The 15,231-nt window shown below is 47.9% G+C and carries 9 protein-coding genes; 2 read left to right on the top strand and 7 right to left on the bottom strand.

Going from position 1 to position 15,231, the window contains the following annotated elements; translation table 11 throughout:
- Positions 1 to 64: 64 nt before the first annotated feature.
- Together DW677_RS09010 and DW677_RS09005 are read right to left on the bottom strand one after the other, a co-directional pair.
- Positions 65 to 1,243 carry a hypothetical protein gene (locus tag DW677_RS09010; protein WP_117566993.1) on the bottom strand — a complete coding sequence of 393 codons (1,179 nt, stop codon included), beginning with the start codon at positions 1,241 to 1,243 and terminating at the stop codon, positions 65 to 67.
- Positions 1,227 to 2,342 (bottom strand): iron-containing alcohol dehydrogenase family protein, encoded by a 1,116-nt coding sequence (locus DW677_RS09005; RefSeq protein WP_117566991.1) that lies wholly within the window; start codon positions 2,340 to 2,342, stop codon positions 1,227 to 1,229. The genes DW677_RS09010 and DW677_RS09005 overlap by 17 nt, the downstream gene beginning before the upstream one ends.
- A gap of 295 nt (positions 2,343 to 2,637) precedes the next feature.
- On the opposite strand from DW677_RS09005, the gene DW677_RS09000 reads away from it, so the two are divergent.
- Positions 2,638 to 3,972, top strand: coding sequence for an ATP-binding protein (locus DW677_RS09000; protein WP_181968334.1), 1,335 nt, complete (start codon positions 2,638 to 2,640; stop codon positions 3,970 to 3,972).
- Between the two features lie 517 nt (positions 3,973 to 4,489).
- On the opposite strand, the gene DW677_RS08995 is transcribed toward DW677_RS09000, so the two are convergent.
- Complete coding sequence (locus DW677_RS08995; protein ID WP_117566988.1) at positions 4,490 to 10,528, bottom strand: MBG domain-containing protein; 6,039 nt, start codon at positions 10,526 to 10,528, stop codon at positions 4,490 to 4,492.
- 256 nt (positions 10,529 to 10,784) lie between these two features.
- On the opposite strand from DW677_RS08995, the gene sigG reads away from it, so the two are divergent.
- Positions 10,785 to 11,561, top strand: a complete 777-nt coding sequence (sigG, locus tag DW677_RS08990) for an RNA polymerase sporulation sigma factor SigG (RefSeq protein WP_117472242.1) — start codon at positions 10,785 to 10,787, stop codon at positions 11,559 to 11,561.
- A 77-nt stretch (positions 11,562 to 11,638) separates the two neighbouring features.
- Here sigG and DW677_RS08985 read toward each other — a convergent pair whose 3' ends face one another.
- The 4 genes from DW677_RS08985 to DW677_RS08960 all read right to left on the bottom strand — a co-directional run bounded on the left by DW677_RS08985 (position 11,639) and on the right by DW677_RS08960 (position 15,044).
- The gene (locus tag DW677_RS08985) at positions 11,639 to 12,991 is read right to left on the bottom strand and encodes a M20/M25/M40 family metallo-hydrolase (RefSeq protein WP_117472240.1); all 1,353 of its coding nucleotides are present in this window, start codon (positions 12,989 to 12,991) and stop codon (positions 11,639 to 11,641) included.
- A gap of 25 nt (positions 12,992 to 13,016) precedes the next feature.
- Positions 13,017 to 13,739, bottom strand: coding sequence for a thioesterase family protein (locus tag DW677_RS19185; protein WP_347465903.1), 723 nt, complete (start codon positions 13,737 to 13,739; stop codon positions 13,017 to 13,019).
- A 225-nt stretch (positions 13,740 to 13,964) separates the two neighbouring features.
- Entirely contained in the window at positions 13,965 to 14,246 is a 282-nt protein-coding gene (spoIIID, locus tag DW677_RS08965; RefSeq protein WP_015552650.1) for a sporulation transcriptional regulator SpoIIID, read from the bottom strand.
- 267 nt (positions 14,247 to 14,513) lie between these two features.
- On the bottom strand, positions 14,514 to 15,044 hold the full coding sequence (locus DW677_RS08960; RefSeq protein ID WP_015552652.1) for an isochorismatase family cysteine hydrolase: 531 nt from the start codon (positions 15,042 to 15,044) through the stop codon (positions 14,514 to 14,516).
- Positions 15,045 to 15,231: the final 187 nt, after the last annotated feature.

Below are 15,231 nucleotides of genomic sequence, written 5' to 3'. Positions count from 1 at the left end.
CCTGCCTTCCAGACAGAGACATACCGGATGCACCACAGATGCTTTTTATCCATACAATTTCTATTTATTTCGTATCAAATCTCGTAACCGCCATATGCACCAGATATGGGATCAGGATCACAGGGATCGCGAGGTATGCGAGGACGCTGTACGCACGCTGGATCAGGGTCAGGAGACCGAACTGGGCGATGGCGAAATCTACAATGCAGCAAATCAGGGCTGCAAAGATCTCGTGGCGGGAGATCTTTCTCTTAGGCGTTTCGCCTGTGTTTTTCACGGATTCTCCGGCCAAAACAGTTTTCTTTCTGTCAGCACATCCGGCTTCGATTCCGCTGCAGATCCTCCTCACCATCGCAGCCACCATATTGACCGCCGTGGAGACTGCCCCGAGAATAATAAGGACCGAGATCAGCGGTGTCATAAATGCCTTTCCGACACCATTCTGAACCATAAATAAAGTCGGAACGCTCTGGTTTTTCATCTCCGGGTTTTGGCAGACCGTCATGATTCCCAGAACTACCATAGTCATCATCAGCGTATTCACCACGAATCCGATCCCCATGCTTTTCACCGCGTCATCCGGTTTCTCGAAGGACTTCGCGTGCTGCACGAAAACAGCCACATTCGCTAACTGGAATGTTCCGTAGAGGAATGCAGAATACAGCGCTTTCCCGAAAGGAACCGGCTCCGCCTGCATTGCGGCTGCGGTCTCTTTGATCGCGCCGAAGCCTGCCGCGATGTTCGGAATATACACGATCAGTAGTCCCGCGATGATGCAGACAGAAAGCACCGATGCCACTTTCCGGACAAGATCCGTTCCGAAGATCGCCACGATAAAAATAAACACACCGATCACAAACGTGCAGAGTAAATACGGAAGTCCCGTGAGCACAGACAGCGTCGCGCCGCCCGTCGCAAAGGCAACCGCCGGGGCCACGCACATCACACAGAGATACAGGATCTCAAACAGGTTGGAAAAGACTGGTGAGAATTTTCCATAAAACGCGTTATTGTAGGACCGGTAATCGTACACCTCATGTTTTCTCGCAAAACGCAGGCAGTAGGCAAAAAACACTGTATTATAGAGCATCGCGGCCGCCGGCATGATCAGGCACCAGATCCCATAACGCACATAGTAACTGTAGATCTGCGCGCCGGAGGCAAAACCGCCGCCGAAATGAGTCGTAAACCACACAAACGCAACCCCTAAGATCATGGAACCGGCTTTATTTTTCTGTGTCATAGGCGTCCTTTCCTGCCCGTTCCTTTAAGCGGTCCATGGCATCTCTCAGCATTTCTTTTGTCACCCTGTACGGATAATGGGCAACATCGGACATCTCCGGGATCCGGTTCATGCTCTCCTCCCACTCGTCCTCTGTGATCTCGATCTCCTTTAGGGATACCGGAAGTCCGATTTCACGGTTCAGCTTATAGATCTTCTCAAACTCCTCTTCCTGTCCGTCCACAAGCAGTGCAAGGAGAACACCAAAGCCAACAACCTCCCCGTGAAGATGGCGTTTCTCGATCACCGGATAAGATGTCAGCGCGTAGAAGACCGCATGGGCAAGTCCGCTGTTGTAATCCGGAGTACAGTCCTTTGTGAGGAAGATAGACGCAATTCCCGTGGTGACAACGATGGCGAGGACCACCTGCTCCACATCGTAAGTGCAGAGCCCTTTCTGATGATCCGCATACGCCTTTACACCATACTCAAGAAGCGGCTGCAGACACATCTCACTGACCGCGACGCCTACCGCTGTGAAGTGCTCCAGACGCTCGTCCCTGGATGAGATCTTCGCCTCATAATATTTTGCGTAAGTATCGCCAATTCCAGCCCACATGTATCTCGCCGGAGCTTTTGCGATGATCTCCGTATCAATGAAGGCGTGCATCGCCGGGCGGATAAAGAAGTGCGGTTTTAAGAATGTCCCGTCATCGTTGTACATGATGGAGACGGAGGTCGTCGCGGCGCAGTTGGAGGCGATGGTCGGGAATGTGAATACCGGCTTATCGTCCGTGATGCAGAGGCACTTTACGGTATCCAGCGCTTTTCCGCCGCCGACACCAAAGACCATGTCTGCCTCGTGATAGACCTGCAGCGCCCGGAGCGCCTCCACAGTCTTGTAGGTACAGTCCTCCCCGAACAGTTCTTTTCCGATGATCGTGAGGTTCGTCTTATCCACAACCGCCTTGATCTTATCATAAGCCGCCTCCAGAGCCAGCTTTCCGCCGATCACCAGGACTGTCTTTCCGTAGGATTCGCAGACCGGACCGATCTTATTGTAAATGGTATTTCCGATGGAATAGCTCGGAAGATGTACCTCATAATTCTCAAGCTTCATGTATCTTCTCCTTCTTAACAAAAAATTCCCTCGATGTGATCGACTTTTCACTTTTCGACACCATAAATATCTCCGGGCGATCATGATCCGCCCGCTACATCACTATATCACTGTAAAGTTTCAAGTTGATGGGGTTAGTATAGCATAGATCGTAAAAAAAGAATACCTTTTTTTCTGTGTATCCTAAAACGTCTCATCCCTGCACAAGATGTCAAAATCCTGCATAAGTTATACTTTCAGAACAGTAAAACTTTGTTATAATGGATCATATAGAAACGAGAGGAGATTGTTGAGTATGAACAGCCCATTCTGGTCCCTTGTCATGCGGAATTTTCTGGATTTTTTTTCCATGGTGCCCTGTGCGGTTCTCTGCTTTCTTCCGGTCCAGGACCGGCTTCGTAGAAAACCACTGAACCTTTTTCTCACCGGTATCCCGCTCTCGCTCCTCTGGGCTTTCGCCGGAGGCCTCGTCTGCGCAGACTTCGGGATTGCGAGAGACTTCTGGGTCCTGCCGTCCTTTATCCTGTTTGCGGTATTCTTCCATCGGGTCTGTGATCTCGCCCTCTGGAAGCCGTTCAGTATCCTGACCGCCGTCTGCGCGGTCTTCTCCTGTATCACAAACCTGACACTCGTCGCAGATGCCCTCATTGACCGGACGAATACCTCCGGTCTGTTCACGCTTCCGGGCGCGGGGATCCACCTGCTGCTCTCCGTTCTCATCGTGGCCATCGTATGGTATCCGGCAACCCATGCCGCAAAATGGCTGGTGGACGATATCGAAATGGCGAAGACCTGGTATATATTCTGGGTATTCCCGGCGACCTTCTTCCTGCTGAACCGCCTGATCCGTCCGCGCTACTATGAGACGCTCTACACGAACCGGGTCATGAAGTTTTACCCGATTTTAATTCTGGCGCTCCTGACATTCCTCCTGCTCTTCTATTTTATGTTCTACCTGATGGCATCGGAGATGAACCAGAACACGAGACTTTTGAGGGAAAATGAGCTTTTGCAGCTTCAGAGCGCCCAGTACCGCAATCTCCAGCGCTCCATCGACGAGACGCGGATCGCCCGCCATGATCTCCGTCAGCATCTCACGGTTCTCTCAGGATACGCGGCGAACAAAGATCTTGACGCGATCTCAGACTATCTCGCGTCCTTCCGGAAACATATGATGCCGGAATGGCTGCCTTCTTACTGTGAAAATCAGGCCGTCAACGCGATCCTTAGCTACTATGCGCAGATTGCAGAAAAAGCCGGAACTGCTCTGGAGATCCAGGCACAGATGGAAAAGGAAATACCGGTCCCGGAACCGGAATTCTGCGTGCTTTTGGGAAATTTACTGGAAAACGCGGTGGACGCATGTCGGGAAAACAATGAAAGCGGCGCGATCAAGGTCCATATCCGCCAGACCGGCACCTCCCTCATAGCCATCACGGTAGACAATCCCTGCAGAAAGCCTCCAGTTCTTGAAGGAAAGCGTTTTCTCTCCACAAAGCACAGTGGCCCCGGCATAGGCACCCAGTCCATCCGGCTCATCGCTGAACGGCACCGTGGAGATGCGCGTTTTGAATGGAAGAACGGAATGTTCTACGCATCAGTGATCTTAATTCCGTCTGCGGAGTCATGATAGAAATAGCAAAATATTTCCGGGCAATTTCGATCGTTCACTGTAATTTTTCAGACTTTTCCTTGACTATCTTACATTGCGGTTCCGCTGAAATTGAACGGTAGGCGTAAACGGGTTCTCCCGTTACAGAGAAAGGATATCCGGCCGGTATCCTGTAAAGCAGCGTCTTCTATGGACGAATCGGAGTGGTAACGCGGTGAAAACCATCGTCTCTTCATGCAGCAATGCATGGGGAGATTTTTTTCACTTAAATATCGCATAAATGCCGGAAGTGAAGCGTATTATGGCTTCATTTCACACGAATTTCGATTGCAGAAAAAGAAAGATCCGCAGGTTCCCACTTTTAGGATCCTGCGGATCTTTTTTACTTCATGTTGTAACTGTTCAGTGCCCTCACAGTTACGCGCAAAAATCCATTCCTAATCGGCTGTGCCGATAGGATTTTTGCCTTCTATTCTAAGTTTTCTTACGGTCAGCGCAGTAAATGCGCAGACCTACTGAACAGTTACTTCATGTCTTAATTTTCTTTTGCCTCAAGTCCATCCCATGCACCGTCTTTGTCGACATAATATCCATCCGGTGTCCTGATTTCTTTGTACATGGAGCCAAGCGGCACAGCTCCGGATGTCTTTGAAAAGTAGTACCATTTTCCATTGATGAGCTGCCAGCCTGTGAGCATAGCTCCACTCACCGGATCAAGGTAATACCAGAAGCGTCCTGACTCATCGTAGTGCCAGCCAATCTGCATTCCGTTCTTCTCATTAAGCAGATACCATTTTCCGCTTGCGCCATCGAACACCCATCCGGTCTTCAGATAACCTTCGGAGTCAAATGCCCACCATCTTCCTCCTGTCCAAATCCAGAACGGTTTTTCACTGCTGTTGTTTTCACTCTTCTTTCCCGCCGGATGGGTTCCATTCGTAAATTCGAACCACCATCCTTTTTCATCACGTTTCCAAGTTCCCTGCGCTTCGTTTTCAGAAGAGCGGCCGTTTGAGACATTCTTTCCGAAGTTCGTTGCCGCCGGGTTCTTCGTACTGCCGGAACCGTCGGAATTGTCGGAATCATCGGATCCGCTGCTTGCTCTGCGGACTGCATGAAGTGTTCCGTTCTCAAAGAGGATCTCGTAATTTCCAGATGTCAGACCGGACGGCAGGATCGCGTAATCGCCCGCCGCGCTGTCTGGCGCGTATTCACAGGTAAACTTCAGGCTGCCGTTCAGCACATCCGCGGTATCTGTTCCTGCAAATCCTTCGTAGAGGACTGCGTACTCCGGAATCGCATCTCCAACTGTGACATTCTGATCCACCGCTTTTACACTGAGCGGTGCTTTTTTGATCTCAAAGGAAAAGATCCGGCTTCCCGCTTCGTAGTTCTTTCCGGCATCCGCATGTACTTCCACCGTATAGGTTCCGGTGCCCACCGGAGCTTCCGTTAAGATCTCACTGCCGTTTTTGATCGTCACGGTCACGTTTCCATCACTGTCCGTCCATGTCTCCGGCGCGGTGTTCTTCGCGTCATAGACACGGTTTAACTCAGCCGGATTTCGAAGCTCAAATTTCGGTTTTGCCTGAACTACAGTCAGTCTGCCCGGCAGATATGTAATCTCATAATTTCCATTTTCCGCTGTGAGACCAGACGGGATGATCTCGTACTCATCCACATCGCTGCCGGCCGCATACGCGCACTCGTAGGAAAGTGTTCCGCCGAGGATTTCTGTGTTTTCTCCGTTTACGAAACCTTCGAACGTGCTGCTGTATACTGGCGGTTCGTCCTTATAGGTCACATTTTTGGACTCTGCCGTCACAGTAAGCGGAGCCGGGGTGATCGCAACGGTTGCGGAACCGCTTAAGGTGTCGAAGTTTTTCTTTGTTACCGTGTAGTAAACGGTATAGCTGCCTGTGTTCTTGTATACAGGGCTTTCTGCGAGTGTGCAGTTATCTTCGGATTCACCGTAAAGGATCTTACCGTTTTCAGCGTTTCCGGTAAGGGTGATCTTGATTCCGTGAGACTGTCCGTCGTAGATTCCTGTATAACCGGCTGCGTCGACGCCTGTGATCGAGGCATTTTTAATCTCGATTTCAAAGCTTTCAGATACGGAATCATGATTTGCAGCAGACACAGTGTAGTATACCGTATAGGTTCCAGCATCTTTGAAAGGAGGAGCATTTTTTAATGCCTTCGTTTCGTCTGCGGCCTGTTCTGCTGTGAGACCGTAGTGGAAGGTGATAGCCGTGCCACCGACTGTACTTCCTGTTGCCGTGACTTCCGGCAGCTGTTCCTTTCCATTGTAGGTCAATTCCCTCACCTGCCGTACAGAAATGTTCCGAATTTTGGCATTTTCGATCTTTGCACCGCTGCAGGAGACATTGGAAAGCTTACTCGTTGTAAGTTCATAGCAATCCGCAAATTCCGGATCCAATTTGATCTCTGTCACATTCACAGTATCTGTCCCGGAATCACTGGAGGTCCATTGGAAAGTTCCATTGGCCTTTAATTTTCCCGCTTCTTCCGGCAGGATCGGTTTTCCGTCAGCAGAACTGAGCGTAAGCGTTCCCTCAGCGTTTGTACCTCCATCATAAGTCTTTGACTGAAGAGTGTTTACAGAAGGAACGAGCCGCGCTTTGGAGACTGTAAATGCGACCGGGGTGCTTTCCGCTTCCTTGTAATTTTGGCTCTGGCTTACGACTGCCTTTACATACCAGAGTCCAGGTTTATTCTCTGCATTCCATTCCTTATATTCACCGTTTTCGTTACTACTGTAGATGTATTTAATTTCTCCTGTGGTGTCCGCTGCCGTGAGCTCCGGCTTCGGTGTTTCTCCGTAGCGGATATCCGGGCATGTTACTATGGAGATTGTGTTTGAAGCGCGATAGATCTTTAAATCTGTCCCTATGCGTACAGGATTTTCGTGCGCTTCCACATTGTTTCCACCGCTGCTGGTAATTCCCATATAATAAGTTACATATTCTTGATCCGGATCTGCATTGACCTCATAATGTCCTTCTGCATTTCTCGAAACCTTCTGGGTCAACTCTGCGTCACGATACAGTTCAAACCGGATTTCTCCATAACCTGTCACCGTATGTCCGCCAACGGAATAAGCATCCTTTATTCCCGGTTTAAGATAGTCCTCTTCATCGTTGCCATAGTTGATGCTTGTTACAGTCTGAAACCAGTCAGGATTGAACGTGGCTTTCTTGATCGTTATCTCTCCAATTCGTAAATTTGTAACACGTTCAACTCCATTTTCACTATTGGTGCTTACATAGATTCCATAGGTTCCTGCTGCCGCCGGAGCACCGATGAAATTATCCGCATCCTCTGCACCAACTTTTTCTTTATATCGAACTGCGTCAATGCCAAACGTTCCGCCTTTTTCCTCTACCGGCTGTACCTTCACGTTATGCACGTCACCATTATTTGTATAGGTAAATTCGGTGTCTCCAACTATCTTGAAATCATCCTTTGTCAATGTACGCTTAAGAGTCATAAATTTGACTGTCTGCATTTCCGACACATCATTATTATCATTCTCTGCTACAAGATAATATGTATATGACGTATCAACAGAGAGATTATTCAATTCAATAGAAAATTTACCATTTTCTACATCTACTGTTGCAAAGCTCGCCTTACTATCCTCTTTCTTTGCTTCTGCTCTGAGCGCTTCTCCAGTGTATCCTTGATAATTAGAATTTGTATAGTATACTTTTGTTCCATCTGAAGTTCCCTTTATAGTCGCAAAATTCTCTTTGATATCATCAGATGATATTGCTGCGTCAAACTTAACCTGATATCCTGCGTAAAGTTCAATTTCCGGTATTTGACCTTGTGGATTTAACCTATCTTCGACAAGTTGATTCACTGTTGCTGTTGTATCTGTCGCAGTGCCATTTCTGTTTGAATCTTCTTTGTACCTCCATACTGAAAAAGCCGCACCATCTGGCAACCCGAGATTGCTCAAATAGCTTCGATGGCTATCGTCAAGATTCAGAAGATATTCATCGTAAAATGGATCCTTTTCATCTTTTCCAGTATAATACTTCACATGAACTGTATAAAGATTCGGTGCGCTGAATGCATAAATCTCAGTTGTTTCCGGATTATCAGAAATCTTATGCTCATTATATACTGCAAAGATCGGAGTCTTTCCGCCAGACAGTGTAATATGTTCAAGGAGATCCCGATAATTTGAGGTCGAGGCTTTGAAAAGCTTCATGTTCGCCCCTGTGTCATTTCCGTCCAACGGGAGATTGATTTTAAGGTTTTCTTCGCCTGTTGCCTTTGCCTTTGTAAAATCGATCTCATTTACTTTTGAAGCACTTTCGATCTGCATAGATGCGAACGGGAAATTTCCTTCAACCGTAAATTTTGCAGTCCCGCTGACACTATTTTTCTCTAAAGCCATATAAACATCCGGCCGATTCTCACCACCGGAAATTTTTCCGCCTGACAAGGTAACTTCATTGAGATGTGTGTGCTTTAAACCATACTCTCCGCCTTTGATCGTTCCCCCTGTCATCTCGAACTTAGCATGGTCTTCCTGCAATCCGCTGCTTCCAGATCTATACAGATAAACCGCCGTATTCTTTTTTGACTCTATCGTTCCACCGTTAACTGTTACTTTTACGCCACCAGTTGCGCTGATTGCATATCGGTTTTGCGAAGAATAAGCGGACTGATCTACAATATGCGCATTACCATCTACAATCAGATCTGCAGAGTTCAATGTGATAACAGACTCATTCGCATTATCTGCATTCACAGTTCCAATAATCTCCCCACCTGTAATATGGATCGTACTTTTTGTCTCTCCATTGAAACCGCTGCAGTTAATTTCAGATTCCAAAGTTCCCGTTCCAACAACATTTACTTTTCCAGTGATCTTTCCCTTAAGCAAAACTGGTTTATCGTCAGCGTTGCCTGAATCTACTGTAATATCTCCAGCAATTGGATTTTTTGTTGTTCCCACACTGATTTCTACTCCATCCGTTCCAGTGTTTCTCAGCAGAATTTCATCTATAATTCCGGATACTGTAACTTGGGCTTTAGTGTACTTGACCGTCTCTACTTTCTCAGTCCCATCCTCAGTTTTGTCATACGTAATCGTAACCTGATACTTTTCCGGATCGGAAGGTAACTGGATTTCCGCACTTTTAATATTTCCTGCCGGAATCAAACTGGATTCATCCTTTGGATCCATAATACGGATATAGTTGTCCACCGCTCTCGCTTCGTAACTCTTATACTGGTCCGCATATCCTTTATCAGAATTATGATTGACAATGCTTAAATGAATCCCTTCGACTAACGTCTTCATGTTCCCGGATGAACCTTTGATCCAGTTTTTCAATGAAGAACTGGCCTTCATTGCAAGGTCACTTACCACAAATTTGAATGTGTCATTTATCGTTTTTAAATTCACAGCATCAATAGTAGCACAGGATTGAGCACTGTAACCATAATATATCGATCCATACGTATTTTTACCTGCAGCAGATATATCAATATTATCTGATAATGATAATTTTGTCTTATCTGACATTAAAATCGCAAAAGCTCTTCCCGATGGATTAGTATTCTCGGCATAAATTTTTCCACCACTGATAGAAACTTCTTCGCTTTCGCTAATTGCAGTAATCGTACTCGTATCATCTTTTATATTATTGAGTTGTCCCCCACATATATCTATATCTTTTATTTGTGCCAGTTGTCCATTCCATGTACCGTCTTTTATTTTAATACTGCCTGTTCCACCGTTTCCTCTGACATTTCCATTAATTGTTCCTCCATTTAAAGAAATCACATCATTTTCATACATATAAAAGCCATCTACAGACTTAACAGTACCGCCATTTTGTTCAAAAATAACTGTAGAATTCTTAGAATTCTTAGCAGACGACCTACGAATAACGTACGAACTTGTTGTTATATCAGCCTCATTGTGTATAATAAATGTGTCATTTGAGCCAATAATAAATGCTTCAGCTGCACTCGTATATGTGCCTTTCAAAGTCAATTCGCAGCCTTTCGTAAGTTTCGGCGCTCCGGGCGCTCCGCTACTAATATTGACATTATCAAAATTAATATTTATATTCGTATCTGTACCGAAACTCAAAATCTTGTTGAACGCATCTGTCAGACTATTTAAGTTTTCTCCATCTTCTGTCAAGCTTCCGCCAACAACCTTAAACTTCCCATCTGTCTGGCTGATCGAATACGTCTCTTCCGTAACTGTCTCCGCATTCATCGCACGCTTAGCCATTTTTCTCTTCGTCGCCGGGTTCTCTTTCCCATTCGATGCTGTCGCGGTCTCCTTCTCAAGGTCGGACTCGGTCGTCTCGTTTGAATCCACAGTTGTATCCCGCTTCTCGTCCGCATTGGACGCGCTGGCTGTCTCGGCCTCGATTTTCTTATTCTCTTCTTCCAGATTTTCTTCCAGCGCAGTTATTGTCTCCGCCTTCGCCATAATTCCCATATCGCCATGATTGACCAGAAGGACTGCAATCAGGACTGCTGCTGACATACGTTCATACCATTTTCTCTTTCTCATATTCATTTCCCCCTTTATGACAGGTTCTTTTGGATTATACTTGTAAATTTTCAGACCGTTCCACGGTTCATAGTTGATTTTATTATACGTTTTTCTGTTCCACCCGCAATTCTTTCTGCACAAGATGTCAAAATTCCGCATAAGATGTCAAAATCAGGAATAATTCTCAGGAAATAGCTCCCGTTTTTTTCATGTATAAACTGTCCTGTTTTCGTAAATCATTTTTCTATGAAAATAATTTGCGGAGGTTCTTGTCATGGCAGGATATAAGGTTGAGATCTGCGGGGTGAATACTTCTAAACTCCCGCTTCTGACGAATGAGGAAAAAACCGACCTTTTCAGACGGATCCAGAATGGAGATACGGACGCAAGAGAAACATATATTAAGGGGAATCTGAGGCTTGTTCTAAGTGTGATCCAGAGGTTTTCAGGGAGCAGTGAGAATCTGGATGACTTGTTTCAGATCGGGTGCATCGGGCTTATCAAGGCCATCGATAATTTTGATCTGTCGCAGAATGTGAAGTTTTCAACTTATGCGGTGCCGATGATCCTGGGGGAGGTGCGGCGGTATCTGAGAGATAATAATTCGATCCGGGTGAGCAGGTCACTCAGGGATACGGCTTATAAAGCGCTTTCAGCGCGGGAGCTTCTCACGAAGAAGAATCTGCGGGAACCTACGATCATGGAGATTGCGGATGAGGTGGGGATCTCGAAAGAGGAGATCACCTATGCGATGGATGCGATCCAGAGTCCGGTGAGTCTTTATGAGCCGGTTTATACGGATGGTGGGGATCCGCTTTGTGTGATGGATCAGATCAGTGATAAAAAGAACCGGGAGGAGAATTGGGTGGAGCAGCTTTCTCTGAGTGAGGCGATGAAGAGGCTGCCGGTCAGGGAGAGGCGGATTATTGATATGAGATTTTTTGAGGGGAAGACGCAGACGGAGGTTGCGGGGGAAGTTGGAATTAGTCAGGCGCAGGTGTCCCGTCTGGAAAAAAATGCCTTAAAGGCAATGAAAAGTTATTTAGATTAATAATAATCAGAAAGAGCCAGAGACTTATATCCCTGGCTCTGAGTTTGTTTTGGTCAGCTTAAAAGATTTTCATATAATTATTTCGCTGTCTCCCCATATCTGGTCAGCAGTTCCATATAGAAGTCGATGCTGTCCGCCAGCTCTTCTACTCCTGTGAACTCGTTCGCTGCATGGACATGATGGTCGTCTCGCGCGTAGATCGTTGAGAAGCGGTATACGCGGTCGCTGAGGTCGTAGACGTATCTCGCGTCTGTTCCGCCGAGCATCATCTCCGGACACGGGATCGCATCGCCATAGATCTTACCGCTGATCTCAACGAGAAGGTCTTTGATGGCTCCGTCGTACAGGGATGTCGGAGACGCGGTGCTGCCTTTGAGAACGCGCACTTCCACCTCATCCGGCACAATGTCTTCCAGGTGTTTCTTTACGCTCTCAACGGTATCTCCCGTGAGGATACGGCTGTTTACAACTGCGGTGACCTTCGCCGGAAGAATGTTCGCCTGGGCAGATCCGGAAAGCATCGTCGGAACGACGGTGGTGTGGAACATCGCGTCGAGGGCCGGATCTTTCTTAAAGTACGGAACAAGCTTTTCCAGATTCTCATCCGGTTTCTCAAGCAGCTTTGCCAGCTCCGGATTTTCCTTCGCCATATACGGCGCAAGGACCTCGAAGCGGCATCGGATCGTATCCGTCACGCGATATGGCATCGGATTCTCCTGGATCGCGATCAGTGCCTTTGCAATCATGGTCGTCGCAAAATTCTCGCCCGGGCGGCTGGAGTGTCCGCCTTTTGCGGTGTAGGAGAGTTCAAAGTCCACATATCCTTTTTCGCAGAGACCAATGGTGCAGAGTCCCTTATCGTCGATTCCGTAATCACTTCCCGCGCGGACTCCGCCGCCTTCGTCAAGGACGGCGCCGAAGCGGATGCCGGTTCCGCGGAGTGTCTCCGCCGGGATCTTTCCACCTGCGACCTCCTCCATGTATCCGTAGGAAAGGTAAAGGTCATAGTCCGGCTCGTAGCCTTTTTCCAGAAGTGCCTCAACGGCTTCCAGCTGTCCGATCAGGTTGCTCTTGCAGTCACTGGATCCGCGGCCCCAGATCTTTCCATCGGCGATGGTTCCGGAGTATGGCGGATATGTCCACTTTTCAAGGTCGCCTTCCGGGACAACGTCCTGATGCGCCATTAAGAGAAGCGGCGCGGCACCGGATTTTCCGGTTCCTTTCCAGTGATAGAGAAGTCCTGCCTGTCCGGTATGTTCCAGGGTCAGGTGTTTATGTACTAACGGGTATGTTTCCTTTAAATACTCGTGGAACGCGTCAAATTTTGTGTAGTCAGTCAGTGAATTGTCCGCGTTTGATACGGTTGCGAAGCGGACCGCGCCCGCGAGGTGTTCCGCGCTGATCTGCGGATCGATGGTGTGTTTTCCCATGTGTCTCTTCTCCTTTGCTGTCGGATTATTCTGCTTTCTTCTCCGCCTTCTCACTCATCGCCTTGGAGTTTACGATAACGCGCAGGTGGGAACCTTCTCCGCACTTGCCTTTTTCATCGTTCACTTCAATGTCGAACCAGAGCTTTCTTCTCTCGATGCTGCGGAGCTTCGCGGTAGCTGTCACTTTCATTCCCACCGGTGTCGGTGCCAGGTGGCGGCAGTGGATCTCCGCGCCGACGGTCGTCTGTCCCTCTTCGAGGTAGGATTTCGCAAGCTCCAGGGCTGCGTCCTCCATAAGAGCCACCATGTTCGGGGTGGAGAGGATCTTGGAACCGGCGCTGCCGATGCGTTTTGCGGTCATGTCATCGGTAACAGTCCATGTGAGGCTGTATGTCGGTGCATAGAGGTCTGCTTTGTCAGCTAAGATTGCAGCAACAGCTGTGCATGCCGGACAGTCGCAGAATCTCGCGCCCTCTGCCTTGATCTTCTTCGCGTGAGCCTCGATTCCTGCTGCCTTTTCCTCTCCAAAGATCTTCTTCCCATCCTCAGATCCCGCAAAAGCGATCAGGCCGTCGATCGGGATAATATCTGCCGCGATCTCCTCGATCAGCGCCTTTGCTGCCTCGTCCTGTTTCTCTGTATTGACGGCTTCAAGCCATTTGTTTGCAGCTTCCTTTGCCTCCGCACAGCAGGACGGCGCGTTGATAAGTGCTTTAACTTTCTCGATCATTGCCTCTATTTTGCTCATGATTTATTCCTCCGTTCGTTTCTTTCATGTCACTTTTTCTGCCTCTGATAAGACTGTTCCGGAAGGAATCTTTTCCGGTTTTCCCCTTGCAGAAACAGTCCTGCTCCCATTCTATCGCATGTATTTCGAAAATTCAATCGGATTTTTCCACAGTTTTCAGACCTTTTGTCGATACTGAGATTTTTTCTCTCAAAATATCCGCGGCAATCCGCAGCAGTTTCCCTCTCACATCTCCACCCTGCTGCAGGCCTGCAGCTGATGTTCATGCTCGTACTTCTCCTTCGTCGCAAGCCCGCCGCGGATATGCCGCTCCGCCTTGTTGATATCCAGAACCACTCTCGCCTGTGCCGCCAGGGACGGATCGATATGGATCAGACGATCCGTCACATCCTTGTGTACCGTGCTCTTTGAGATTCCAAACCGTTTCGCCGTCTGTCTCACCGTCGCATTCTCGTCAATAATATAGTTCGCGATCTGGATCGCCCGTTCTTCAATATATTCCTTCATAGGGTTGCCCCTCGATGATATTTTTACCATCTTATTACAGAATTTGAGAATTTATGCGGGCAAGATTCCTATCCTATATCTCAACGCATTCCCGCGCCGCAGCAGTCTGTATTTTCGCGCAGATGCGTATTCCCGATACGTTATCGTCCTCTGATATAGCAATGCATTCCTCGAATTTTCCTATATACAAAAATGTGCAGATATAGGTCCCCTCCATAAAAGGATCTCCATATCTGCACATCATTTCACTCTAAATCTTTAATTTTCTTACTTCACCACGATCTGACAGCTTCTCATGGTCTCTAAAGCCGCCTCATGTCTTTCCCTCGTCACACCTGCCGCACATGCGGAATCCACGAAGACCGGGGTCTCCGGGAGGAACGCTTTGATGAGGAGTGCGTTTGAAACCACACAGATATCCGTACAGAGTCCCACAAGCTCGATGGACTCGATCGGTGTCTTCTTATTTCTCTCAAGAAGGTCTTCCGCTAACTCCGGACATCCGAAGGTGATCTTCTCATACATCGCCGCGTCGCGCTCCACGAAAATCTTTTCAAGCTCCGGGATCAGGTTCCATCCGTCGGTTCCTTTCATACAGTGGGGAACCGGAAGGAAATGTCCCTCCTGGGTGTCCATATAATTCTCGAAATGTGTGTCCTTCGTAAAGATCAGGTCCCCATCAAACTCTTTTGCCTTCTTTACAACAGCCGGGACGATCGCCTCCGCGTCCTTGCTGCCGAGACTTCCGTTCACAAAATCCTTCTGCATATCCACAACGATCAAAATCTTCTCTGCCATAGCTCATCTTCCTTTCTCCGAATCCGGATCTGTCTTAGGTCGAGGATACCCCAGGCCACCTGCCCTGTCAAGCGTTTTTCCGGATCAGCAGCAAAATGCCCCTGAGTTTCCACCCAGAAGGCATTTTTCTTTTCCCTGCACGGCCCGCATCCCATTGATCGCGGACCTGCGCGATAGCAGCTTATAT

It is taken from the genome of Clostridium sp. AM25-23AC (assembly GCF_003435125.1).
GTDB classification, from domain to species: domain Bacteria; phylum Bacillota; class Clostridia; order Lachnospirales; family Lachnospiraceae; genus Pilosibacter; species Pilosibacter fragilis.
This window is presented reverse-complemented; position numbering and strand designations above follow the sequence as displayed.

What these genes read in the sequence shown, in the direction of transcription:
- DW677_RS09010 (WP_117566993.1), bottom strand. Translation starts at nt 1,243, where the DNA reads ATGACACAGAAAAATAAAGCCGGTTCCATGATCTTAGGGGTTGCGTTT.
- DW677_RS09005 (WP_117566991.1), bottom strand. Translation starts at nt 2,342, where the DNA reads ATGAAGCTTGAGAATTATGAGGTACATCTTCCGAGCTATTCCATCGGA.
- DW677_RS09000 (WP_181968334.1), top strand. Translation starts at nt 2,638, where the DNA reads ATGAACAGCCCATTCTGGTCCCTTGTCATGCGGAATTTTCTGGATTTT.
- DW677_RS08995 (WP_117566988.1), bottom strand. Translation starts at nt 10,528, where the DNA reads ATGAGAAAGAGAAAATGGTATGAACGTATGTCAGCAGCAGTCCTGATT.
- sigG (WP_117472242.1), top strand. Translation starts at nt 10,785, where the DNA reads ATGGCAGGATATAAGGTTGAGATCTGCGGGGTGAATACTTCTAAACTC.
- DW677_RS08985 (WP_117472240.1), bottom strand. Translation starts at nt 12,991, where the DNA reads ATGGGAAAACACACCATCGATCCGCAGATCAGCGCGGAACACCTCGCG.
- DW677_RS19185 (WP_347465903.1), bottom strand. Translation starts at nt 13,739, where the DNA reads ATGAGCAAAATAGAGGCAATGATCGAGAAAGTTAAAGCACTTATCAAC.
- spoIIID (WP_015552650.1), bottom strand. Translation starts at nt 14,246, where the DNA reads ATGAAGGAATATATTGAAGAACGGGCGATCCAGATCGCGAACTATATT.
- DW677_RS08960 (WP_015552652.1), bottom strand. Translation starts at nt 15,044, where the DNA reads ATGGCAGAGAAGATTTTGATCGTTGTGGATATGCAGAAGGATTTTGTG.